The 23768-nt window shown below is 39.7% G+C and carries 25 protein-coding genes; 3 read left to right on the top strand and 22 right to left on the bottom strand.

The genetic code is table 11. The annotated features are described in order from the left end of the window. Window positions 1–10: 10 nt before the first annotated feature. The 13 genes from DXC23_RS00240 to spoVM all read right to left on the bottom strand — a co-directional run bounded on the left by DXC23_RS00240 (window position 11) and on the right by spoVM (window position 13062). The gene (locus DXC23_RS00240) at window positions 11–751 is read right to left on the bottom strand and encodes an ABC transporter ATP-binding protein (RefSeq protein WP_117704215.1); all 741 of its coding nucleotides are present in this window, start codon (window positions 749–751) and stop codon (window positions 11–13) included. Next, window positions 751–1677: a metal ABC transporter substrate-binding protein gene (locus tag DXC23_RS00235; protein WP_117704214.1), complete on the bottom strand. Its 927-nt coding sequence runs from the start codon at window positions 1675–1677 to the stop codon at window positions 751–753. Before DXC23_RS00235 ends, DXC23_RS00240 begins: the two co-directional genes overlap by 1 nt. Window positions 1678–1821: 144 nt before the next feature. Next, window positions 1822–2829 carry a protein translocase subunit SecF gene (gene secF, locus DXC23_RS00230; protein ID WP_117704213.1) on the bottom strand — a complete coding sequence of 336 codons (1008 nt, stop codon included), beginning with the start codon at window positions 2827–2829 and terminating at the stop codon, window positions 1822–1824. Then, window positions 2822–4219, bottom strand: coding sequence for a protein translocase subunit SecD (gene secD, locus DXC23_RS00225; RefSeq protein WP_117704212.1), 1398 nt, complete (start codon window positions 4217–4219; stop codon window positions 2822–2824). Before secD ends, secF begins: the two co-directional genes overlap by 8 nt. A gap of 213 nt (window positions 4220–4432) precedes the next feature. After that, window positions 4433–5713 (bottom strand): aminotransferase class I/II-fold pyridoxal phosphate-dependent enzyme, encoded by a 1281-nt coding sequence (locus DXC23_RS00220; protein ID WP_117704211.1) that lies wholly within the window; start codon window positions 5711–5713, stop codon window positions 4433–4435. 186 nt (window positions 5714–5899) lie between these two features. Beyond that, window positions 5900–6622: a CpsD/CapB family tyrosine-protein kinase gene (locus tag DXC23_RS00215; protein WP_117704210.1), complete on the bottom strand. Its 723-nt coding sequence runs from the start codon at window positions 6620–6622 to the stop codon at window positions 5900–5902. A gap of 14 nt (window positions 6623–6636) precedes the next feature. Beyond that, the gene (locus tag DXC23_RS00210; RefSeq protein ID WP_117704209.1) at window positions 6637–7287 is read right to left on the bottom strand and encodes a Wzz/FepE/Etk N-terminal domain-containing protein; all 651 of its coding nucleotides are present in this window, start codon (window positions 7285–7287) and stop codon (window positions 6637–6639) included. A gap of 146 nt (window positions 7288–7433) precedes the next feature. Then, window positions 7434–8672, bottom strand: a complete 1239-nt coding sequence (locus DXC23_RS00205; RefSeq protein WP_117704208.1) for a sodium ion-translocating decarboxylase subunit beta — start codon at window positions 8670–8672, stop codon at window positions 7434–7436. Window positions 8673–8702: 30 nt separating this feature from the next. Next, a complete protein-coding gene (locus DXC23_RS00200) occupies window positions 8703–9140 on the bottom strand; it encodes an OadG family transporter subunit (RefSeq protein WP_117704207.1) in 438 nt (145 codons plus the stop codon). Between the two features lie 161 nt (window positions 9141–9301). Further along, complete coding sequence (gene spoIVA, locus DXC23_RS00195; RefSeq protein WP_117704206.1) at window positions 9302–10780, bottom strand: stage IV sporulation protein A; 1479 nt, start codon at window positions 10778–10780, stop codon at window positions 9302–9304. A gap of 11 nt (window positions 10781–10791) precedes the next feature. Next, window positions 10792–12324 carry an SPOCS domain-containing protein gene (locus DXC23_RS00190; protein WP_117704205.1) on the bottom strand — a complete coding sequence of 511 codons (1533 nt, stop codon included), beginning with the start codon at window positions 12322–12324 and terminating at the stop codon, window positions 10792–10794. Between the two features lie 129 nt (window positions 12325–12453). Beyond that, complete coding sequence (locus tag DXC23_RS00185) at window positions 12454–12795, bottom strand: dockerin type I repeat-containing protein (protein ID WP_117704204.1); 342 nt, start codon at window positions 12793–12795, stop codon at window positions 12454–12456. A gap of 177 nt (window positions 12796–12972) precedes the next feature. Beyond that, window positions 12973–13062, bottom strand: a complete 90-nt coding sequence (spoVM, locus tag DXC23_RS00180) for a stage V sporulation protein SpoVM (RefSeq protein WP_117704203.1) — start codon at window positions 13060–13062, stop codon at window positions 12973–12975. A gap of 271 nt (window positions 13063–13333) precedes the next feature. Here spoVM and DXC23_RS00175 point away from each other — a divergent pair, with 271 nt between their 5' ends. Beyond that, window positions 13334–14293 (top strand): RluA family pseudouridine synthase, encoded by a 960-nt coding sequence (locus DXC23_RS00175; RefSeq protein WP_117704202.1) that lies wholly within the window; start codon window positions 13334–13336, stop codon window positions 14291–14293. A gap of 3 nt (window positions 14294–14296) precedes the next feature. On the opposite strand, the gene pgeF is transcribed toward DXC23_RS00175, so the two are convergent. Continuing rightward, window positions 14297–15127 (bottom strand): peptidoglycan editing factor PgeF, encoded by an 831-nt coding sequence (gene pgeF / locus DXC23_RS00170; protein WP_117704201.1) that lies wholly within the window; start codon window positions 15125–15127, stop codon window positions 14297–14299. Window positions 15128–15205: 78 nt separating this feature from the next. Between pgeF and DXC23_RS00165 the strand changes: the two genes are divergently transcribed. After that, window positions 15206–15415 (top strand): hypothetical protein, encoded by a 210-nt coding sequence (locus DXC23_RS00165; protein ID WP_242997357.1) that lies wholly within the window; start codon window positions 15206–15208, stop codon window positions 15413–15415. A 75-nt stretch (window positions 15416–15490) separates the two neighbouring features. On the opposite strand, the gene DXC23_RS00160 is transcribed toward DXC23_RS00165, so the two are convergent. From DXC23_RS00160 to DXC23_RS00135, 6 genes are all read right to left on the bottom strand, one after another. Next, a complete protein-coding gene (locus DXC23_RS00160) occupies window positions 15491–16087 on the bottom strand; it encodes a sugar O-acetyltransferase (RefSeq protein WP_117704200.1) in 597 nt (198 codons plus the stop codon). Window positions 16088–16099: 12 nt separating this feature from the next. Beyond that, complete coding sequence (locus tag DXC23_RS00155; RefSeq protein WP_117704199.1) at window positions 16100–16636, bottom strand: inorganic diphosphatase; 537 nt, start codon at window positions 16634–16636, stop codon at window positions 16100–16102. A gap of 158 nt (window positions 16637–16794) precedes the next feature. After that, the gene (locus DXC23_RS00150; RefSeq protein ID WP_117704198.1) at window positions 16795–19398 is read right to left on the bottom strand and encodes a cation-translocating P-type ATPase; all 2604 of its coding nucleotides are present in this window, start codon (window positions 19396–19398) and stop codon (window positions 16795–16797) included. 206 nt (window positions 19399–19604) lie between these two features. Beyond that, window positions 19605–19847 (bottom strand): hypothetical protein, encoded by a 243-nt coding sequence (locus DXC23_RS00145; protein WP_117704197.1) that lies wholly within the window; start codon window positions 19845–19847, stop codon window positions 19605–19607. Next, window positions 19847–20707 carry a 16S rRNA (adenine(1518)-N(6)/adenine(1519)-N(6))-dimethyltransferase RsmA gene (gene rsmA, locus DXC23_RS00140; RefSeq protein ID WP_117704196.1) on the bottom strand — a complete coding sequence of 287 codons (861 nt, stop codon included), beginning with the start codon at window positions 20705–20707 and terminating at the stop codon, window positions 19847–19849. Before rsmA ends, DXC23_RS00145 begins: the two co-directional genes overlap by 1 nt. Then, complete coding sequence (locus DXC23_RS00135; RefSeq protein ID WP_117704195.1) at window positions 20707–22029, bottom strand: RsmB/NOP family class I SAM-dependent RNA methyltransferase; 1323 nt, start codon at window positions 22027–22029, stop codon at window positions 20707–20709. Before DXC23_RS00135 ends, rsmA begins: the two co-directional genes overlap by 1 nt. Before the next feature lie 54 nt (window positions 22030–22083). On the opposite strand from DXC23_RS00135, the gene DXC23_RS12485 reads away from it, so the two are divergent. Further along, window positions 22084–22227 (top strand): hypothetical protein, encoded by a 144-nt coding sequence (locus DXC23_RS12485; RefSeq protein WP_199523026.1) that lies wholly within the window; start codon window positions 22084–22086, stop codon window positions 22225–22227. Between the two features lie 265 nt (window positions 22228–22492). On the opposite strand, the gene DXC23_RS00130 is transcribed toward DXC23_RS12485, so the two are convergent. Further along, entirely contained in the window at window positions 22493–23164 is a 672-nt protein-coding gene (locus DXC23_RS00130; RefSeq protein ID WP_117704194.1) for a lactate utilization protein, read from the bottom strand. A 53-nt stretch (window positions 23165–23217) separates the two neighbouring features. Continuing rightward, window positions 23218–23760, bottom strand: a complete 543-nt coding sequence (locus tag DXC23_RS00125) for an N-acetylmuramoyl-L-alanine amidase (protein ID WP_117704193.1) — start codon at window positions 23758–23760, stop codon at window positions 23218–23220. Window positions 23761–23768: the final 8 nt, after the last annotated feature.

Here is a 23768-nt window from a genome sequence, read left to right as displayed (position 1 = left end):
ACCGCCTCCTTTAAGCTAAATTATGAATATGGTGATGTTGGCAGTCATCGCATGGGCAATCTGTAATCAAAAATTTCTTGCCCACATCGGAATGAAGATACTGATGTGTACTGCCAAAGAAGTAGTTATCCTTGGAAAGGTGGAGAATTTTTGTGGCATTATTAACTGCGGCGGTAATATCGTGGGAAACCATAATAACGGTAATTCCCTCTTTATACAAATTCTTTACAAGGTTATACATATCAGCACTTGCAACGGGGTCAAGACCCGTTACGGGTTCGTCAAGAATTAAAAGTTTGGTTGTAGCGCACAATGCTCTTGCGAGCAATGCCCTCTGCTGTTGTCCGCCCGAAAGCTCACGAAAACAATTTTTGCGAATATCTGTAATGCCCGTAAGCTCCATATTCTTTTGAGCTGTTTTTTTCTGCTCCTTTGAATAAAACAAAGTATGCTTTTTGTTAAGACAGCCCGAAAGCACTACCTCCTCAACAGATGCAGGAAAGTCCTTTTGCAAAACGGTTTTTTGCGGAAGATAGCCGATTTCATTTTGAGTTAAGCCGTCACCAAAAGTGATTTTGCCCGAAAGCGGCGGAATAAGTCCGAGCAGGCACTTCATAAGCGTAGTTTTGCCCGAGCCGTTTTCGCCCACAATGCAAACATATTCATTCTGCTTTATCTGAAAAGTCAAATCGGAAATTACGCTTTTGCCGTCATAACCGATATTCACCTTATTAAAATCTATTAAAGCCATTAAGATAAAGCCTCCTTTAACGCACTGCAATTTTGTTCCATAATAGAAATATAATCTTCGCCGTTATTAAATTCATCTTTTGTAATATTGTGGCATGATGAGAATTGCAAAATCTTTGCTCCCGTATCGTCAGCAATCAGCTGAGCAATTTTTCCGTTTGACATTTCAAGATGAAATACAACGGGAATATTATTATCTCTTACATAATCAACAAGCCTTGTAACCACATCAAGACTCGGTTCGGTTTCACTGCTGCATCCGGGAAAGGCGCACTCGTAATTAATGCCGTAATCGGTCATAAAGTACAGAAACGGAAATCTGTCGCCAAACACAACAGTATCACGCTTTTTATTATTAACCACCTCAGTAAATTTCTCATCAAGCGCTTTCAGCTTGTCTGAATACTGAGTTGTATTGCTTTCATAATAAGTTCTATTTTTAGAATCCTTTTCAACAATCTTTTGCGAAATTGCAGAAACAAGCTGCTCGGCATTTCTAATAGAAGTCCATATATGCTCATCTGCCTCATCGCCGTCAGTGTGATCGGGATTTTTTTCGTTTAAAAGTGACACATAGTCGGTCATTTTTAAAACAGTAATATTTTTGCTTTCAAGCGAGTCGAGCACATTTTCAACCCACTCGTCACTTTCTCCACCGTTATAGATAAATATATCACATTCCTCAATAGCTACTATGTCGGAAGGTGACGGTTCATAATGATGCGGTTCGTTACCCGGCGAAAGCAACAGCTTTACATCTGCCTTATCCCCTGCAATATTCCTTGCAAAATCATAATAAGGGAAAATCGAGGTTACTATGCTGATTTTATCGGAAGATTTGCTGCTCGGTTCGCTGCTCGAACAGCCGCTAAGTAAAGAAGATAACATCAATAAAGATACCAATAATAGTGAAAAGATTTTTTTCATAAAACACTCCTAAGATATAAAAATTACCCCAAAATAGTTTTACCAAAGCTGATAAAAAATTATACATTTACATATAAATTCAGGGCTGCGAAAATTATTCATATCGCAGCCCATAAATGTTAAATAAAATTTAAAGCAAACGCATTATTTCTTTTTGCTGTTCTTTTTCTTTCTCTGCCAAAGTACCCAAAGCGGGCCTGCAATGCAAATTGAAGAATAACAACCTGAAATTATACCGATAATCATTGGAAGTGCGAAAGCCTGAACAGAAGAGATATTATAAACAATAGCAACAATGTAAACAATTAAGATTGCTGAAAGTGTTGTTACAGAAGTAATAATTGTTCTCTTGAGTGACTTTGTAGCACTAAGGTTAAATACCATACCTGCGTCTGTCTTTCTGCCAAGTGCCTTTCTCTCCTCACGAACTCGGTCATAAATAACGATTGTATCGTTAAGTGAGTAACCAAGAATCATAAGAACTACGGCAATGAAGTTTGAATCGATTGGCATACGGAAAATTACATACATAAAGTAAATCATAGCTACATCGTGGAAAAGAGCTATAAGCGCTGTAACACCGGCTGAAAGACCGCCGATTTTCTTAAATCTGAGTGTTACATAAATAACCATAAGTATGCTTGCAATAGCAACAGCTGTAAGACACTTCAAAAGGAAGTTAAAGCCCATTGATGCGTCAATAGAACCTGATTCGAGAATCTCGAACTTAGCATCAGGGTACTGCTTGTTGAGGTCATCAAGAAGTGTTGACTGAATGTTTGTGTCAATAGCCTTGTTGCCTGAGAACTGAACGGCTACATTGTGACCGGAATTACCAACCATATCAGTTGAATATGAAGTTGAAATTCTTGCCTCTGTATGTGACTGGATAAAGTCTGTAAGTTCAGATTCCGAAATATCTGTTGAATAGCTGTACTTTACAGACGCACCGCCTGAAAACTGAATATCAAGTGTAGCGCCGAAAATAATGTTGCAAATAATACCGATTACGATAATTGCAATGGAAATGCCAAAGAAAATTTTGCTGTGACCTGCAAAGTCAATAATCTTTCTGCCACCGTTGAATTTTTCGCTTACTTCTTCAACAGAAAGCTGACCATTAACCTTAGCCTGTGTGGTTTCATTAGCCATTCTTAACACCTCCATACAAGCCTTTTTTGCGCAGTACCTTAAAGCCCGAAATACTTCTGAGCATTACACGAGTAAGGAATACGCCCATAATAAAGTTAGCAATTACACCAACAAGGAGTGTGTAACCGAATGAGTAGATTGTACCGGTTGTTGATTCACCAAAGATGATTGAGAGAATGTTTGAAGGACCGAATACAAGCATAAGAATAACAGATACTATAATAACTGTCATATTACCGTCGATGATAGCAGAGAGTGAATTCTTTGTACCACGCTCAAGAGCACCGTCCAAAGTTCTGCCCTGCTTTAACTCTTCCTTAATACGCTCGGCTGTAATTACATTACAGTCAACGCCCATACCGATTGAAAGAATAAGACCTGCAATACCCGGAAGTGTCATTGTGAATGACGGAATAGTTGTAAAGTAGCCGGATACCGCAGCAATAGCAAGTCCTAACTGACCGGCAAGTGCAATAACAGCAATGAAGCCTGTGAGTCTATACATAGCAATCATAATAATTGCAATTACGATGAATGCAATAACACCGGCATAAGCCATAGCTGTAAGTGAGTTTTCGCCAAGTGTAGGGCTGATGTTGCTTGAGCTTACTGTTTCGAGCTTGAACGGAAGAGCACCGGCGTTAATCTTGTTTGCAAGAGCTGTTGCAGATTCAGCGTCAAAGTTACCTGTAATCTGTGCTTTACCGTCTGTGATTGCCGCATTTACAGTAGGTGCGGAAATCATAACATCATCCATCCAAATTGAGATTGTCTTTTTAAGATACTTAGTTGTAATATCGCCAAAAAGCTGTTTACCTTCATCGTTAAACTCAATGCTTACAGCGTATGAGTTATCCTCCTGATTTACAACCGCCTGAGCCGACTTTATGTAAGAGCCGTTCATAAGAATCTCGGTTGTGTCGTCCTTAGGAGTTTTGTAAACAGGGTTGCCGTCTGAACCTACTTCGGTAGTTTCATAGCTTTTACCCGGTCTGAAAGTAAGCTCTGCTGTTGATGAAATTTCTTCAATAGCAGTTGCAGGATCAAAATCCTTTTCGTCAGATTTCCATGGGAAACGAACAATAATTCTGTCGTTTGATGAGTCAGCGTAAAGTTCGTAGTCGGTAATGCCGTCCGATACCATACGGAGCTCAATGATTGCTTTTGCAGATTCTAACTGCTCATCAGTAGCGTCAACATCGCCTGCCGGCTTAAATGTTGCTTCAACACCGCCTCTGATGTCTATTCCCCATCGTATATCGCTAATGCCCTTAACGACAGTGTTTTTGTTGTCACCTGTATAGTAGGATACTCCGAAAACTGCTGTAAATGTAAAAGCAAGCACCAGCAAGGCTACAATGAAGAATACAGGCTTTGGTATTCTTTTCATGCCTTAGGAACCTCCATTTTTTAATTGACTGTGCGTGTTCTAATAAAAATAACTCTGTTACGAAAGACACACGTACAGACATAACAGAGTTATTATATAATTTTTTTGATAAAAAGTCAACGGATACGGAAATTTTTGATAAAAAAATTCTTTTTAGTTGGAAATTTTACATAGCATTTAGATAAATATTATATACTGCTTGTATTTTGTTGCTTATTTATTGAGAATTTTTGCACAAGCAGCGAGCTTAGCGCAAATGCAGAATACATTCATTGCTTCCTTAAGTTCATCGTTTGGCGGGAACGAAGGGGCAATTCTGATGTTGCTGTCCTTAGGGTCTTTTCCGTAAGGATAAGTAGCACCTGCACCTGTAAGTACAACGCCTGCCTCTTTACAAAGGCGAACTACCTCTTTTGCTGTACCCTCAAGTACATCTACACTTACAAAGTAACCGCCGTTAGGATTTGTCCAATCTGCTGTGCCTGTTTCTTTAAGCTGTGACTCAAGCGCATTCAAAACAATTTCAAATTTTGGCTTAAGAACAGCTTTATGCAGTTTCATATGCTCTTTAACACCGTTAAGGTCGCCAAAGAAACGAGCATGACGGAGCATATTCATTTTATCATAGCTGATTACCTGATACTGGTATCTGTTCTTGATAACTTTCATATTATTGTCAGATGCCGCCATTGCAGCTACACCTGAACCCGGGAAAGTAATCTTTGATGTTGATGTAAACATGATAGGAAGATCAACATTACCTGTTTTTCTGCATTCAGCCATAAGACTCAAAAGTTCATCGGGAGTATCTGTTACATCGTGTACGCAGTATGCGTTATCCCACATAATTCTGAAATCCTTAGCTGCCGGCTTTAAAGCGGCAAAACGCTTAACTGTTTCATCACTGAAAGTAACGCCGAGCGGATTTGAATACTTCGGAACACACCAAATACCCTTGATTGAATCGTCATTCTCTACGAGTTTTTCAACAACATCCATATCAGGGCCATTCTCTGTCATTGGAACAGGAATCAGATCAAAATCAAAATATTCGGTAATAGCAAAGTGACGGTCATAACCCGGAGCAGGACAAAGGAACTTTCTGTTCTTTACCTCATACCAAGGCTTGCATCCCTCAACAACAGGCTTTGTCATAAAACCTGCGATTGTATCAAACATCATATTAAGGCTTGAGTTGCCGCCAACCATTACATCTGACGGATCTACATCAAAAATCTCAGCAAAAAAGTTTTTGCACTCGTCAATGCCTGCAAGTTCACCGTAGTTACGGCAATCTGCACCGTGTGCTGTAATACAGTCAGTGCTGCTGTTGATTACATCAAGCAACGGTCTTGAAAGGTTAAGCTGATCTTCACCCGGCTTACCTCTTGCCATATTAAGTTTTAAACCCTTACCTTTTACCTCTTCATATTCAGCAACAAGTGCCGTATATTCTTTTTCGAGGTCTTCTTTGTTACAATTCACATAATTCATTTTGCTTTCTCCTTAAATTCAAATTGCAAAAAATACAAAATATTACTGTTATATTGTAATTCAAAAGGAAGAAAAATGCAAGTGTTTTTTAAAAATCTTGCATTTTATTTTAAAAATCTTAATTTTATACCATAAAACAGCAGCTTACGAAAAACAATTGATATGTTTTCGTAAGCTGTAAAATAATTAATAATAACTGTAATAGTATTTGTAGTAATACTTGCCTTTTCTTCTCTCGTTCTGCGAACAGCCTACCTTGACTATACCGAGAACTCTTGAATCGGCAAGTTTAATGCTTTCCGTAAGATTTTGTAAGTCGCCGTGAGTTGTGGCTCTTTCTCTTACTACAACAATAAAGCCTGCAATTAATTCTTTTAAAAGAAGTGCATCGGCAACCACTCCGACAGGCGGAGTATCGAATATGATATAATCATACTCTTTCTTTAACTGCTCAACCAAAGAAGTAAAAGTTGAGGAACACATAAGTTCCGACGGGTTTGGCGGAATAGTACCCGAAACAAGAATATCAAGTCCGGGAAGAACATTTTTCTGAACCGCCTGATCAAAATTAATCATCTTACCGATTACATCCGCAAGACCTTTGGTATTATCAATTTTAAAAATATTATGAACATTAGGCCGACGAAGGTCACAGTCAATAAGCAATACTTTACTTTCCATTTTTGAAAAAGAAATTGCAAGGTTAGAGGCAACCGTACTTTTACCCTCACCCTTTGAATAACTTGTTACCGCAAAGGCTTTCTTTTCAGACGCAGAAAGAGAAAACATAATATTGGTTCTTGCAATTTTGTAAGACTCAACAATTGCAAATTTATTTTTATTGTTGACAGTTACTTGTGACTTGCTTTTTTTACTTAAATCCTTTTTAAAAGGTAATCTGAATTTCATACGCTATCCCCTCCTTAATTACCGAAATCAGGAATTTCCGCAAATATAGGAATATCGTACATTTCCTGTAAATCGTCATCAGGCTTAACTGTAAGGTCAATAAGCTCAAGCAAAATAGAAATAAGCACAGATGCAACAAGACCGATTACTAAACCAATCAATGCGTTTTTTAGATTGTTTGGTTCATACGGTACATCGGGAACTTTCGCAGATCTTATAATACCAATCTGTCCGTATGCAAAGCGCTCGGCAAATACATCACCGGCAGCCTCGCAAATCTGATTTGCAACATTTGCGCAGGTCTGGGGATCTGAACCCGAAACCGAAACCGTAATAAAGAAAGAATCGTTTGTTATTGAAACATCGCAGCCGTTATAAAGTGATGTTATACTGTCTGAATTTTTAAGAAATACAATGTAAGCCTCGGCAAGCGATGCTGAACCCGAAATATCAGAGCTGTATATTTTTCCGCCGTCAATATTACTCTGACTTTTTGAGTTATAGTTCTGCACATAAAGCATAGCCGATGTGCTGTACATAGGTGTTATGAAAAACCTAGAATATAAGAAAAACGAAAGCATACATACAAGTGACAAAAGAATTATAAATTTAATTCTATGCAAAAGTATCGCTAAAATTCTTTGAATTGTAATATTATTCGGCATTGCTCAACCTCCAAATTCAGCATAATAAACCAATATAATATATTATAATCCATTAATTGCAGTCATTAGTTCTTTTGTGGAATATAAAAGCATAAAAATAAAGGAAGCCATAACGACTTCCTTTATATAAATTATACAGTTTAATATCAGCCAACAACATTGAGCAATACACCTGCTGCAACTGCTGAACCGATAACGCCTGCAACATTAGGGCCCATAGCGTGCATAAGGAGGAAGTTGCCTGGATTTTCCTGCTGACCAACCTTCTGTGATACACGAGCAGCCATTGGAACGGCAGATACACCTGCTGAACCGATAAGTGGGTTTACCTTGCCACCTGTTGCAACATACATAATCTTACCAAAGAGTACACCGAATGCAGTACCCATACAGAATGCGATAAGACCAAGAACGATAATCTTGATTGTATCGAATGTAAGGAAGTTCTGACCTGATGCAGTAGCACCAACAGTTGTACCAAGGAAGATTGTGATGATGTTCATAAGTTCGTTCTGAGCTGTTTTGTTGATTCTTTCAACAACGCCTGACTCCTTAAAGAGGTTACCAAGCATAAGCATACCAACGAGCGGAGCAGCGTCAGGAAGGAAGATTGAAATGATGATTACAACAATAACAGGGAACATAATCTTCTCAAGTTTAGAAACCGGACGGAGCTGTTCCATAACAACCGAACGCTCTTTCTTAGTTGTGAGAACCTTCATAATAGGTGGCTGAATGATAGGAACAAGAGCCATATATGAATATGCGGCAATCGCAATTGAACCTAAAAGGTGAGGTGCGAGCTTTGTTGTAACGAAAATAGCGGTAGGACCGTCTGCACCACCGATAATACCGATAGCGCCTGCCTCTTTAGCTGTAAAGCCGAGGAAGATAGCACCTGTAAATGTAACGAAAATACCAATCTGAGCGGCAGCACCGAGGATAAGGCTCTTTGGGTTTGAAATAAGCGGACCAAAGTCTGTCATACAACCAATACCAAGGAAGATAAGCGGTGGGTAAATACCAAGCTTAACGCCCTGATATAAATAATAAAGCAATCCGCCGTATGTTGGGTTTTCATAATAAGTTACACCGTCAATAACCTGTGTGGCGTGACCCGATGTTGCAATATCTCGTGCCGCACACTGAGCCTCGGTAAGAAGTTCAGTTGACTGAGGAGCCATAATGCCCGGACAAAGGTTTACAAGAAGCATACCAAAAGCAATAGGAAGAAGCAAAAGCGGCTCGTACTGCTTTTTAATAGCGAGATAAAGCAAAATAAATGAAATGCCAATCATTACATAGTTCTGCCAGTTAAGCGCTGTAAGGCCTGAGCTGTTAAAGATACCTACAACGGCATCAACAAAGCCTTGTAAAATTTCCATTAGATAACATCCTTTCCCTTAAAATGTGCCTTAAAATGGGCGGGTATTATCAAGTACACCGGCTTTTGCCCAAGCTGAACGACCACCGTCAGATGACTTTTTAATACTCTTGATTCTTGCTTTTTCAGATGAACCGTACATAGTTGCTACGGCAGCGGAAATGACAGCTACAACTTCGTCTGAAATTCCGTCTGTTGCGGTGCTTGCGGTAACTGCCGGAGCAGGTGTGGCAACAGGCTTTTCAGCGGTTTTTTCGTCTTTTTTATCCTTGCCCTTTTTGCCATTGCTGCCGGCACTCTGAGCCGTCTGAACAATAGCACTGTAAATTTTAATAATAAAAATCAACAGAATAAGCATAGCGAATACAACAACAAAGCCTGTAAGAACAACCTTTGCAGATGTGATGCCCTTTTCAGCAAGTGAAAGACCTTCAGTCTGCGCTGCTAAAGCTACACTGGAAAGATTCATAAAATAACCCCCATATTTATTATTTTCATACAGGATTATTATACTTTATTCCTGTAAAATTTTCAATAATAAATATGAGGGGAATATTTTTTTGGCGGTTTATATAATCTTGACCGATTATTTTTTTATAATTTGTTTAAGTTTTTAATTGTATTATTCAATTACAGAATTATACATATAAGACCGTTGCAGCCGTCATTAATTATTTTTTCAATGGTTTCTCCTATTTTGGCTCTTGCGTCAGACGGCATTCTGTATAGCTTATTGTGCAAGCCCTCGTTTACAAGCTCGTGCACAGACTTACCAAAGATATTGCTCTCCCAAATCTTTTCGGGATTTTCTTCAAACTCCTTTAAAAGGTACGACACAAGCTCCTCCGACTGTTGTTCCGAACCCACAATAGGCGTAACCTCGGTTTTGGTATAAATCTTCATCATATGAATACTCGGAGCGCTTGCCTTGAGCCTAATGCCGTACTTGCCGCTCTGCTTTATAATCTCAGTCTCTTCAAGCGAAAGCTCCTCTATTGTCGGCATAACAATTCCGTAGCCGCTCTCCTGCACCTGCTCATATGCCTGCGCCAATTTGTCAAATTTTTTCCGCTTTGACGAAAGTTCCTTTACGCAGCTGAAGAGCGCACATTCGTCTGTTATATCTATTCCCGATTCCTCGGAAAGTACCTTGTAAAAAAGCCTATTGTCAATATTTATTCCGATTGTTGCAAAGCCTCTGCCAAGATCCAAACTCTTGATTTCAGTTGAATTAATGTATTCGCAATCATCAAGCTCCTGCATTATATCCTGTACCTGTCTGATTTTCTCGATTTTTCCCGCACTTTTTTTAATTGCGTCAAAGATATTTGTTTTAAGCCAATGCTCCTTGTCGAGCATAACAAGCCATTTTGGAATATCAACCTTGATTTCTTTAATGTGAAACTCAAATAAAAGCTGAGCCAATATTCGCTTTATTTCAAATTCGTCAAGTTCCATACAGCTTACGGGAATTACAGGTACGCCGTAATTTGCCGCCATCTGCGCCGCAAGGTTCTTTGCCCTTTCGCCTTCGGGTTCAACAGAGTTGAGCAAAACTATGAACGGCTTATTAATTTCTTTCAGCTCGTTAATTACCCTCTGTTCGCTCTCAATATAATCTTCCCTATCAATGTCGCTTATAGTTCCGTCTGTCGTTATCACCAAACCGATAGTTGAATGGTCGGTAATAACCTTTTTTGTACCTATTTCCGCTGCGTCATCAAAGGGAATTTCCTTTTCAAACCAAGGCGTTTTCACCATTCTCGGCTGTTCGTCCTCGCTGTATCCTATGGCGCTGTCAACTATATAGCCAACGCAGTCTATCATTCTTACTCTGAAAGAAGTGTTGTTTCCAAGGTCGATTTCAACCGATTCCTCCGGAATAAACTTCGGCTCGGTTGTCATTATAGTTCTTCCCGAGGCGGACTGCGGAAGTTCGTCAAGCGTTCTGCGATACACCGCCTCATCGGTAATGTTCGGCAGCACAAGAGAATCCATAAACTTTTTAATAAATGTAGATTTGCCCGTCCGTACAGGGCCAACAACTCCGATATACACATCGCCGTCTGTTCGGCGTGAAATGTCACGATACACATTTCTTTCTTCCATTTTTGTACCTCCTACACTCTCGGAATAAGCAGCATACGGGAAATGTCCTCGTTTTGTGCTGCTGCCGCATTTTCTTCAATCAGCTTATCAAGTGCGGTGTTATGAGATTTTGCAATCTCCCAAAGGCTCTCTCCTGCCTGCGCAAAGTACAGAGTTAATGCGCACTCCTCAGGCTTGACGGGTTTATCCTCGAAAATTTCAACATCAGAAACCGCCCTTACATTTTCTTTTGAAACCGCCGAAACCGCTAACTTGATCTCACATCTAAGCTCAACTGTGCTGTCATCTGCAAGTCGATAACTTATGCTTGCTGCTCGTGGCTCAACATACAGAGCGCCGTTGTATTCTGTGCTTGATGACATAAGATGCGAATAATCAATGTTGCGCTCAATAAAAACAGGCATATGCTCTTCGTTTTCGGCAAGTATGCAAATATTCAGCTTGCCCGAAACAGTAATTCCCTTTTCATCGCAGGCATAGTCGGCTGTAATCTGATTTGACGAAATATTTATAATCTTACTGATTTTGCCGTTGTCTACCGCAACCGAGGTTTTTTCTATATGAGAATCATTAAGCCTTGCCAAATCACTCACAATTCCAAGCTGAGTAAAGGTCGGCTGTGTTGCGCATTTTGTTGAATAAGCGTCGGTCACCACATTTTCGTCAAGTAAAACATATCCCTCTTCCGTAAGGCAGAGTTTTAAATCTAACAGTAAAAGCGGTTTGTCGGACATAACATCGTTTTTCAGCCTAATATCATACGACATTATATCGCACGATACGCAGTTTACGGTTTTTTCGTCTATGCCCTCGCAGTCCACTATCTGATTAAACGGCAAAAGATAATCGAGTTTCCCCGTTTCTCCGCTCTCAACATCTGTAATGTAGAGCAGTTTTAAGTTTATTTCTCCGTTCACCATCAGCTTGCCTGTAACCGCCTTGGTGTCGGTAATATTTACGCCTACATCTGCATTCAAAACAGACTCAATAACAGGCTTATCGCCGACAGAAACCTCCTCAACAACGCTGAACTGTTCCTGACAAAGCGAAGTAAGGCTTGCACATTTTACATTTAAGAGCCGGGTTTCAAGACAATTTTCGGCAGACGGAGTGTAAAACGGTGTTTTTGACGAAGAAAGCACCTTTGCGTACAGCGAAAATGCGCCATGCATTACCAGTCTGCGTGGACTCAGCGCCCGACAGTTTATGTATTCGGGCTTTGTTTTTGTAAGTATTACAGGATTGTCGGGCGATTCCTTAACCGAAAAGCTCTGAGAAAAATTAACAGACTGTTCGCAGCAGCGTATGCTTTTTTTAATGCTGTCCACATACAGCACATTTACCACGCAGCTGCCGTCTATTTGCAGCTGACCTCCCGACAAAGTCCTTGTCTGAATTTTTGGGATAAGGGTGCATTTGAGGATTTTTTCTATATCCGGACAATAATCGGGTAAAGTCAAATCTACATCGGCAAGCTGTTCGGCAACCGTATCAAGCACCGCAACAGTTGTGCAAAACGATCGGTTATCCTGATTAAACTCCATATTTTATCTCTCCTTTTATATTTATACTCAAAATATATTAGAGAGGCGATAAAAATATTACAACAAAAAAAGCATCGGACTGAATTTAATCAATCCGATGCTGTAACAGCTGTTAAATTATATCAAGTATCAACCGAGGTTTGGAATATTACCCGCAACATAAAGCTGAATGTCTGTGCAGTCAAGAACATCAATAACTCCGTCCTTGTTTACATCTGCTCTAATCTTTGCGGCAGAATCAATAGTCTTGTCGCCCGATACAAAAAGCTGAAGTAATGTTACATCGTCAACAGTAATCTTACCGTCAATAGTGATAATCTTCTGAATACCTACCTTGCCATTAGGGTTTGTGGCATACTTACTGCTGAGCTGTCCGCCTGTTGAGGCATTGGCTGTAAGCGCAGTAACTGTGCATCCCATAATCATCATAGATGACAGAATAATGCTCACGCTTTTCTTGATTAATTTCATGTTTATTCAAAACCTCCATAATAAAATTACAGTCCTATTCTGTTATAATATTTTTCAAAAAACTCAATAATAAATTAAGATGTGCATATCTTTTTGTAGATAAGCACATCTTTTGTTTAATTATGTTATTGATAATTACCAATAAAAATTTGTTTAAATTTGCATATAAGAAAGGTTTTATTGCGATGTTGTTACCTTTTTAATTCCGTAAATCCTTCTTAATATGCCGGATAAGAATTTTGGGCGCTCAATAAGTACAACTTTCATAATAAATCTCCTCCCTATTTATCTTCGTATGCAGGTCAGACTGACTACGATAAGTGCCGCAGCTGCAACCACAAGCACACAATCGGAGGGCAGTAAGCTCGCAGTCAGAAGTCCAAGCCCAAAAAATACAGCCGACCTGAGCCTGTGTGAGTAGCAATTCACTTTATCACCCTGTATCAGTTTACACAGCTTTTTAAAAAGTGTGAAAAATCGGTTGAAAAAAATTTTATAATAATATAAAATTAAATTGATTAAGGTTAAGGAGAAAGCAATGAGAACTATTGATATAAAGAAAAATGACGCAAATCAAAGACTTGACAAATTCCTTTCAAAAAGGTTTAAAACTATGCCAAAGTCACTTATGTATAAATACATACGCACAAAGTACATAAAGCTAAACGGCAAAAAATGCGATATAAAAGATATGCTCAAAGAGGGCGATGTACTGACGCTTTACATAAAAGATGAATTTTTTGAGGAAAGCGAGCAGGAAAACTATGAGTTTTTGAAAGCTCCCGACAAACTCGATATTGTGTATGAGGACGATAATATTATTCTCATAGATAAAAAGCCGGGCGTTATAGTTCATCAGGATAAAAGCTACCATTTTGATTCGCTTGTGGCAAGAGTTCAGCACTACCTTTATAATAAGGGCGAATACAACCCAAAGGAAGAAAAGGCCTTTGCCCCTGCACTTGCAAACAGAATTGACAGAAATACAGGCGGAATTGTTATTGCGGCGAAAAACGCCGAGAGCCTGCGCGTTCTCAACGCTAAAATCAAAACGAGAGAGCTTGAAAAATATTATTTGTGCTTACTTTACGGCAAGCCGAAAAAGGACTGCGACATTTTGCACGATTACCTTATTAAAAACGAATCGCAAAACAAAGTAAAGATTTTTGGCAAACAGGTTGGGGGCTCAAAAGAAATAATCACAAAATACGAAATTCTTGACTTCAACGGCAAATACAGCCTTGCCGAGGTTGAACTGCTTACAGGCAGAACTCACCAAATCAGGGCACATATGGCATACATAGGTCATCCGCTTGTGGGTGATACAAAGTACGGCAAAAACAGAAAAGCACCCGATAATATTAAATATCAGGCGCTTTACAGCTACAAACTTAAATTTTCATTTGACACCGATGCAGGTATTTTAAATTACCTAAACGGCAAAGAATTTTCTGTAAAAGAAGTATGGTTTGCAAAAAACAATCATATTTCTATTTAATAATTATTTTAAACACATAAACGCACACATTGTGCCTCTGTGTCCCTTGGTGGCTCTGTGACTCCACAAAAGGTCGCTGTTGCAGTTTGTGCATACATCGGAAATTGTGATATTCTCAGGCTTTACCCCTGCGGCTACAAGGATTTGCCTGTTGGTTTCGAGCAGGTCAACCATATATTTTCCGTTTTTCTTAGGATGAACAAAATCTGACGGATTTACATTTTCAAGCGCAAGAAAATGGTCGGCACAAGGTTTGTCAACCTCATAACAGCACACTGAAATAGCAGGGCCGATCGCACATTTTAAATCAGACGGGTTTGTTCCGTAAAGCTCGGTCATTTTTTGCACAACCTTTTCGCCTATTCTGCCGACAGTTCCTCTCCAGCCTGCATGAGCAAGACCGATAGCTTTTTTATTTGTATCCACAAAAAACAGCGGTGTACAGTCGGCATAATAAGTGACGAGAGTTACACCCTTTTGATTTGTAATAAGTGCGTCTACACTCGCAATATCTCTCGGCTTGTAAATGCCTGTTCCTACATTTTCGGTTGTTACGGCACGCACAAAGGTATTGTGATCCTGCGCCGAGGCGGTAAGAGTGTTGTAGTCAAAACCTGCGCTTTTGCAAAAGCGTTTATAATTCTCGGTAACATGGTCGGGATTATCTCCCCTATTGAACGCAAAATTCATTGAGGTAAACTCGCCCGTTGATACTCCGCCCAGCTTGGTTGAAAACGCGTGATTAATAAAACTAATTTCCGATAAAGAATTATATGTGAGATACGGCACACTGTCCGCATTATGAATAGTCATAGTTTTTGAATTAAATTTCATTATACTTCTCCTTATGTGTAGTTTTGCTTGAAAACGACATTTATTAATGCTATAATAATTAACAAATGAGGTGATATTATGTTGAAGAAAAAACTCTTTGGCAAAAACATTAAGCCGAGTTGCACATACTGTTTAAACTCTGTTTTTGAAAACAATACCTGCCATTGCAGTAAAAACAAAACTATTATTGATGACAAGTGCAAGAGCTTTAAATACGATCCGCTTATGCGAGTTCCACAATCGGCACCAACTCTTCACGAGTACACCTTAGATGACTTTAAACTATAATTATTTTAATATTTTTCCGTAAAATAATCAAGGCTTTCTTAGAATATCCTAAGAAAGCCTTTAGTTTTGCGTATATTAAACATTAGGGTCGTTTAAATTGAGCTTGTCTGCCTCTGTAATTTTTCTTATTGGCTTGCATGGATTGCCGACAGCAACCACACCCGAGGGAATATCTTTTACTACAACAGAGCCTGCACCGATTACAACATTGTCGCCAATGGTAACACCCGGAAGTACGGTTACACTGCCGCCAAACCATACATCATTACCTACTTTAATAGGCTTTGCCCATTCAATTTCCATTTTTCTCTGCTCGGCATCAATCGGATGAATTGCGGTGTAAAATCCGCAGTTTGGTCCAATGAATACATTGTCACCAAAGCGCACCTCTGCACAGTCAAGAATAACAAGATTATGGTTTGAATAAAAATTCTTGCCTACCTTAACATTAAAACCGTAGTCACACCAAAAAGACGGAGTAAATACGCAGTAGCCGTCATTATGCTCTGCCTGCAAAAGCTCGTCAATTATCTTTTTTGCCGCAGCTTCGTCTTCAAAGAAAATATCATTATACTTATGGCAAAGCTGCTTTGCTTTTCTCAGAGCAGTTGAAAGCTCTTCATCAAAGCAGTTATAAACCTTGCCGGCAATCATTTTTTCTTTTTCAGTCATATTTACCTCAAATTATGCCATCTGGAAATCTTTAATGTAGCTGTCGATTGACTTTTTAATAATATCCTTAGCCATCTCAACACCGTTGGTTTCGGTTACAGATGTAACCTTACCGCTCTCAAGGCTCTTATATACCTGGAAAAAGTGCTGAATTTCGTCAAAATAGTGACGAGGAAGGTCAGCAATGTCATTGTAACCGCAATAGTTAGGGTCATTAACAGGCACAGCAATGATTTTTTCGTCACAGCTGTCATTATCAATCATATTGAGCACACCGATTGGCTTGCACTCAACAAGTGTCATAGGCTGAATTGTTTCGGAGCAAAGAACGAGTACATCAAGCGGGTCGCCGTCATCTGCATAGGTTCTCGGAATAAAGCCGTAGTTAGCCGGATAGTGGGTTGATGTAAAAAGAACTCTGTCGAGCTTTAGCATACCTGTTTCCTTGTCAAGCTCGTATTTATTTTTACCGCCCTTAGAAATTTCAATAACGGCGTAAAATTTATCTGCTGTAATTCTCTTTGGAGATATATCGTGCCAAATATTCATAATTAAGCCACCTCACATATTTATTTATCTTAATTATAAATAAACCGCAGTAAGATGTCAAGAATTATTTTTGAATAATTTAACAACAAAACTGCGGTTTAGAATATTTATTTTATTTAAAGAGATAATTATTTGCTCGACTTTGGCTGACTTTGCTTTTATTTGCTCTTTTTAACATTTTCAACAATTACCTTTACAAGCTGAATAATAACTGTCGGAATAAAAGCAAGCAAGCCGATAAATCCGATTTGCGCTCCTGTAAGTTCTGCAATGCTGAAAAGTGGGTGCATAAACGGCACAAAGATTACAAATGCAAGAAGTGCTGCGCCTGCCGCAAATGCGAGCAAGCTGTAAACATTTGAGGTAAGTCCGATTCTGAAAATTGAATGTTTGCTGCGGCAGTTAAAGCCATGGAAAAGTCTTGCAAGTGTAAGGGTTGCAAATGCCATTGTGCTTGCTGTTGCGGCATTTACCTGCAAACCGATGTAGAAAGCTGTCATTGTTACAACTGCTATAAGTGCACCCTGGCAAAGCATTAATGCCGAAAATTCTTTTGTAAGAATACCTTGTTTAGGATCTCTCGGCTTTTGTGCAAGCAAATCTTTTTCGGGCTTTTCCATACCGATTGCAATAGCAGGGAGTGAGTCGGTCAAGAGGTTTATAAACAAAAGGTGCACAGCCTCAAACGGAACAGGCAAAGCGAGGAGGGACGCATACACAACTGCAAATATAGCCGCCATATTGCCCGACAGCAGGAAAAGGATAGTATTTTTAATGTTTCTGTAAACATTTCTGCCGTTTGCAACAGCCTTAATTATTGTGGCAAAGTTATCGTCCTGAAGTACCATTGACGCTGCGTCTTTAGAAACCTCAGTGCCTGTAATACCCATAGCTACACCGATGTCGGCTTTTTTAAGGGCAGGAGCGTCATTTACGCCGTCACCTGTCATAGAAACTATGTTGCCTTTCTTTTGCCAAGCCTCAACAATTCTGATTTTATTTTCGGGAGAAACTCGTGCATATACGGAAATTTTCTCAATTTTACTGTCAAGCTCGCTGTCGCTCATTGCGTCAAGCTCCATACCCGTAACGGAAATGTCGCCATCTTTGAAAATACCGATCTGCTTTGCAATGGCAGTTGCGGTAATTTTATGGTCACCTGTAATCATAACAGGCTTAATACCTGCTCTGATTGCATCGGCAACAGCCGTCTTTGACTCTTCACGAGGCGGATCTATCATAGAAACCAAGCCCAAGAATGTGTAGCCGTATTCGGTATCCACACTAAGCTCTTCATCTGTCTGCTTATAGGCAAAAGTAAGCACACGCAAGCCGTTTTCGGAATACTCTGTATTTTGTCTGAGAATGTCCGCCTTGTCTGCCTCGGTAATCGGACGAACACCGTCCTTTGTAGCAATGCTGTCGCATCTGTCAAGAATAGCGTCAATAGCGCCCTTTGTCAAAATATGATTTTCTCCATGGAGCTTGTATTTTGTGCTCATCATCTTACGGTCGGAATCAAACGGCACTTCCTCAAGTCTTTTAAGTACCGAACGCAAATCTTCTTCGTTGTAACCGAGCTTTCTTAGAGGTTCAAGCAACGCATACTCTGTCGGGTCGCCTATTCCCTTTCCGTCAACAATGCTCGAATCGTTATTTAGCACCATATCGTAAAGTAAATAGCGGTGGCTTTGATTATTAAGGTCAAGTTCTTCTTCAAAAATACTTTCACCGTTGATATATATTTTCTGAACAGTCATTTTATTTTGAGTAAGCGTACCTGTTTTGTCGGAACAAATTACAGATACGCAACCGAGGCTTTCAACCGCTTTCAAATCTTTGATAACGGCATTTTCCTTAGCCATTTTCTGAGTACCCATTGCCTGCACAATAGTTACGATTGAACCCAAAGCCTCAGGAATAGCGGCAACGGCAAGGGCAACAGCAAACATAAGCGCATCAAGAATTGCCATATGATTTAAAAGGCTTAAGCCGAAAACGATTGCGGAAATAATAAGAATAATAACCGCAAGACGGCTTGAGAACTTATCAAGGCTCTCCTGCAAAGGTGTTTTCTTTTCCTTTGCGGCATTCATAAGGCTTGCAATCTTGCCGATTTCGGTGTTCATACCTGTACCTGTTACGGCTACAATAGCTCTGCCGTAGGTAACAAGGCTGCCCGAATAAACCATATTTGTTCTGTCGGCAAGCGGAACCTCGGCGGTAATGTCGCCATCGTTTTTATCTACATTTGTAGACTCGCCTGTAAGCGAGCTTTCGTTTACCTGCAAAGAATAGTTGTTAATAATTCTGCCGTCAGCCACAACGAGGTCGCCTGCCTCAAGCACAATTAGGTCGCCCTCAACAACATTTTTTGACGGAATTTCAATTTTCTGTCCGTCACGAATAACCTTTGCATTCGGAGATGAAAGGGATTTTAAGCTGTCGAGCGATTTTTCCGCATTGATATGCTGGACTGTACCGAGAATGGCATTAAGAATAATTACCGCAAAAATTACTATTGTGCTCTCAATGTTGCCCGAAAACATTGAAATAATCGCAGCAATTATCAAAATAATTACAAGCAGATCCGCAAACTGACCTAAAAACACCTGCAAGGCGGTTTTCCTTTTGCCCTCCTGCAAAACATTTTCGCCGTTTTGCTGCAACAGCTCCTCAGCTTTTTGCGAGGTAAGTCCGTCCTTTGTAACACCGAGCTTTTCAAGCACCTGCTTTTTGGTCAACTGATACCAGTTCATCATAATTCCTCCATATTTTTTCTTGATAAAAGAAAGTGAGCAAACAAAAAAGACTTTTATTGTAAAACATTGCAAAATGCAATTATCCTACAATAAAAGTCTCGTTTTTTAAGATACAACCGATACCCTAAGGTATGAGATTGACGAATTGTATCACAGATTATCTGCAAACTACTCCCCTTTATGGTGGTTTTATTCTAACAGATTATTCAATTTTTGTCAATAGTTTTTTTGCTGTTTTCTTCTATTGCCTTTTTCTTTTTCGGTTTGCTGAGCATAGCGAGAATTATACCCACTGTTGCAAGCAGTACACCGCCTGCCGAACAAATGGCAGACCATTTTTCGCTGTCAAAAGCATATGCAATAATAATTGAGGCAAATATCATCAGCACACAAACTATAAGCAGAATAAATGCAATTTTAAACAGTACATTCATCTTTTGCTTTTTCATCACATCATCCCCAGCAAATTGTTAGTAATATTCGCAAAATCATCGAGCGTCAGCTTTTCGGCTCTTGCGTTGGTTTCCACACCTGAATTTATCAAAAGCTCGTTTACCTTGCTCTTTTCAAGCGAAAGTCCAGAACTGAGAGAATTGGCAAGTGTTTTTCTTCTCTGCGAAAAAGCCGCTTTTATTACATTAAACAACAGCTTTTCGTTTTCAACGGTTACGGGCGGTTCTTTGCGCACATTAAGTCTTATAACAGCCGAATCAACCTTTGGAGCAGGCATAAACGAGCCTGCACTCACACCAAAAAGCATTTCGGGTTCGGCATAATAATTAACCGATACGGTTAAAGCACCGCTCTGCCTTGTGCCTACCTCGGCGCAAATTCTCTGAGCCGCCTCTTTCTGCACCATAACGGTTATTGCCTCTATCGGCAATCTGTCCTCAAGCAGTTTCATTATAACGGGAGAGGTTATGTAATAGGGCAAATTTGCGCAAACAACAACCTTCATTCCTGCAAACTTCTCGTCAATCAGCTTGTGCAAATCAAGTTTAAGCACATCTTCGTTTACTACCTTTAAGTTATCGTATTCGCCAAGCGTTTCATCAAGAACAGGCAAAAGTCTTTTGTCAAGCTCTACCGCCACAACCTTGTCGGCAAGCTGACAAAGCTCATTTGTAAGCACGCCTATGCCGGGGCCAACCTCAATTACACCAACGCCCTCGCCGGCACCGCTGTACTCTGCCATTCGTGGGCATACAGACGGATTTATCAAAAAATTCTGACCGAGCGATTTTGAAAAAGTAAAACCGTGTTTTGAAAGTATCTCTTTAATTTTTCCTATATCAGATAAGTTATTCATTATAAAAGTCTTAGTCCTTTCGGATATTTATTTTTTAATCTGCCGTTTGAGCATTTGCCAAAGCCTGTTGTAATACCGTTTACGCACACAGCCGTATAACCTTTAATATTATTGTCAACAGCAACCTCCTCGCCATGTAAAAATGCCTTTATCTCGGCAGAATTAACATCAAAATCCACCTTTGACACACACTCACAAGCCTTTGCCGCCATAAACGCCGAGTGGTGCGGTTCAATTCGGTTTTTAACAATCTGACCCAAAATTATTCCGCTGCGCAATACAGGTAATTTTTCGGTCAGCACATACTTCTGCGGCAAAACAATAATTTTGTCGCCGATAACCTCAATATTCTCTCCAAACGGTCTGTTTATAAAAATGCTGTCGTAAAAATCAAGAATTTTGCTGTCGATTTTCTTAGGCTTATTTTCCGTAAAAGAATTTTTATATAATTCACCCGATTTTCTGAGCCTTGCGGCAAAATGTCCTTCTCCGCCGTCCATCGGGAAAATTCTTCTCGCATACTCAAGCGCCGGTCTGCCAAAGCCGACATTTGCATCTTCCAACGCAAAATCAGGATTTTCCTCCAAAAATCTGCTTATAACGCCCTCGTTTTCCTCAACAGAAAAGGTACAGGTTGAGTACACCATAACTCCGCCATCTTTAAGTGCCTTTTTAGCGCTGTTAAGAATTTTAAGCTGTCTTTCGGCGCAGCTTTTTACATGCTCATCGCTCCACTCGCTTTCGGCGGCAGAGTCCTTTCTGAACATTCCCTCGCCACTGCAAGGTGCGTCAACAAGCACCTTATCAAAACAGCCTGCAAGTCTGTCACAAAGCACCTCGGGGTACGCATTTGAAACCGTTGCGTTTCTTATACCGAGTCTTTCAATATTTGATAAAAGAATATTAGCTCTATTCTTTACTATTTCATTGCTCCACAAAAAGCCTTTTGAATTTAGCTTTGCGGCAATCTGAGTGCTTTTGCCGCCCGGCGCTGCACAAAGGTCAAGAACAAAATCCCCCTCTTGCACATCAAGCATTGTTACTGCCGAAGATGCAGACGGCTCTTGAATGTAAAAAGCGCCTGCGTGGTGCAGCGGATTGTTGCCAAAAGAGGTAATTTCGTTTGGAATATAAAAGCTTTCCGAGCAAAACGGTGCAGGTTTCAACTCAAAATCGAGTAAATCTCTGAGCTTTTCAACCGAACATTTAAGAGTGTTTACTCTAAGTCCCCTGTAATGCTCGCCGCTTGAATTGTAAAATTTTAAAAATTCGTCAAACTCGTCACCGAGCAGAGCTTTCATTTTATCTAAAAAAATATTCATTGTATAAAATCCTTAGAAACGAAAATAATAAGCGTATCGGAGGGAGGTGCTAATATGAACTTCAACCAGAATCAGAATAACAATCAGAACCAGAACAATAACCAGAATCAGAATAACAGCCAGAATAAGAATCAGAACAACAATCAGAATAAAAACCAGAAGAATAGCCAGAACAAAAATCAGAATAACTTCAGATAATCAAGTTCAAGGCTATGCGGCAAGCCATATTTGCAGCACTACAAGTATGGCTTGCCTTATGCTGATTTGCCTTTAAATTACTTAAATAATAATATTCTAAGCACATACCTTGCCAATAATAAACTATTAATAGAAAACCAAAGTCAGCAGCTCCAAGGTCACTGACCTTTTTATTTCTTTTTTCAAAAGCATTTCAGTTTGGCAGTATTATATAATAAGCCAAATGTAGTTTATGAGAAACAAATTAAAAACTAATAATCATTTCTCAATATCCATACTCCTCGCCTATAATAATAACCTTTATTCTGTCTTTGTGCCTTTGCTGGGCGCAAACTACATAATTACAGCAAATTCTTCTGTCACTTTTACAGCCCGAGCAAAGCTCGGCATCTTCTTTATCGGCAGAAATGCACTTTCCGAGCTTTGAGCAAGGGGCATCAATGTTAAGTCTTATAGTATTGCCAGGTGCGGCAACTTTCTTAACTCTGTCGATTGCCTCATCAATATTTTTTACAATTTTATTATATCCACACACAAGTATTACACTCGCAGGGCCGTATAAAATTGCGGCAACACGATTTGAATTACCGTCCACATTGTATAGCTCGCCGTTTTCTGTAATAGCATTACTGCTTGCAAAATATGCGTCAGCCGAAAAGGTTTTGCGATACACTTCCTCTACCTGTTCGGGAGTAAGTCCCTCTGCTGTCCTGTCAAGATAATTGTAGTCAGAGGAAGTTATAATATCATACACGCCTGTTTGCTTGAGAGTAACAGAGCCGCCGCTTGATATTACATCGCCTTTTTTAATGAGAGTTTTAACAAGATTGCAGGCGTCTGTTTTATTTTCGCAATAATAAGCGTCCATCTTGTTTGCTTTAAGATTTTTGATTGTCTTTTCTATTCTGAGTTTTGTTTCATTGGTTAAAGCACTCATCTTTACACTTCCATTAGCTTTTTGTTAAATTATACACTATAAATACCGCTATTTCAAGCCTCAACAAACGGCACACCAAAATACTGAGCAATAGACTGAGCGAGATTTCTGCCGATAGCGTTTATATTTTCTCTTATCCACTGAGCCTCTTCGGGGTTATCGTGATATGCCACTTCAATTAAAGCCGACGGCGCTTTTGTTCTGCGGACTTCCGCAAGGCTTGTGGTCGGAACAATATCTACATCGTCAGGATACGGATAGATGTTTTCATAATTTCGTTGTAAGATTTCAGCAAATCTTTTTCCGTTCAAACTTGACGGATAATAATAAATATCCGCTCCCGTATATCTTCCTGCCGAACCTTCGGGAGCGGCATTGCTATGAATTGCAAGGTGCAAATCATTTGCCGAATTATTGGAGTCCCTGATTGCCTGCGACAAGGTCATTTCGGGACTGTTTCTGTCAAATTCTATTCCGCTTGCCAGCAAATACGGCTCTATCGCATCTGCTACAAGATTCATATAATATTCCTCATTTCCACCGTCAACATATGGATTGTACTCTTGAAGTGACGGACTTAAATATAACTTTGGCATAGTAATTC

It is taken from the genome of Eubacterium sp. OM08-24 (assembly GCF_003438075.1).
Taxonomy (GTDB): domain Bacteria; phylum Bacillota; class Clostridia; order Oscillospirales; family Acutalibacteraceae; genus Ruminococcoides.
The sequence above is the reverse complement of the archived record's forward strand: the minus strand, read 5'-3'. Positions and strand labels throughout refer to the sequence as shown.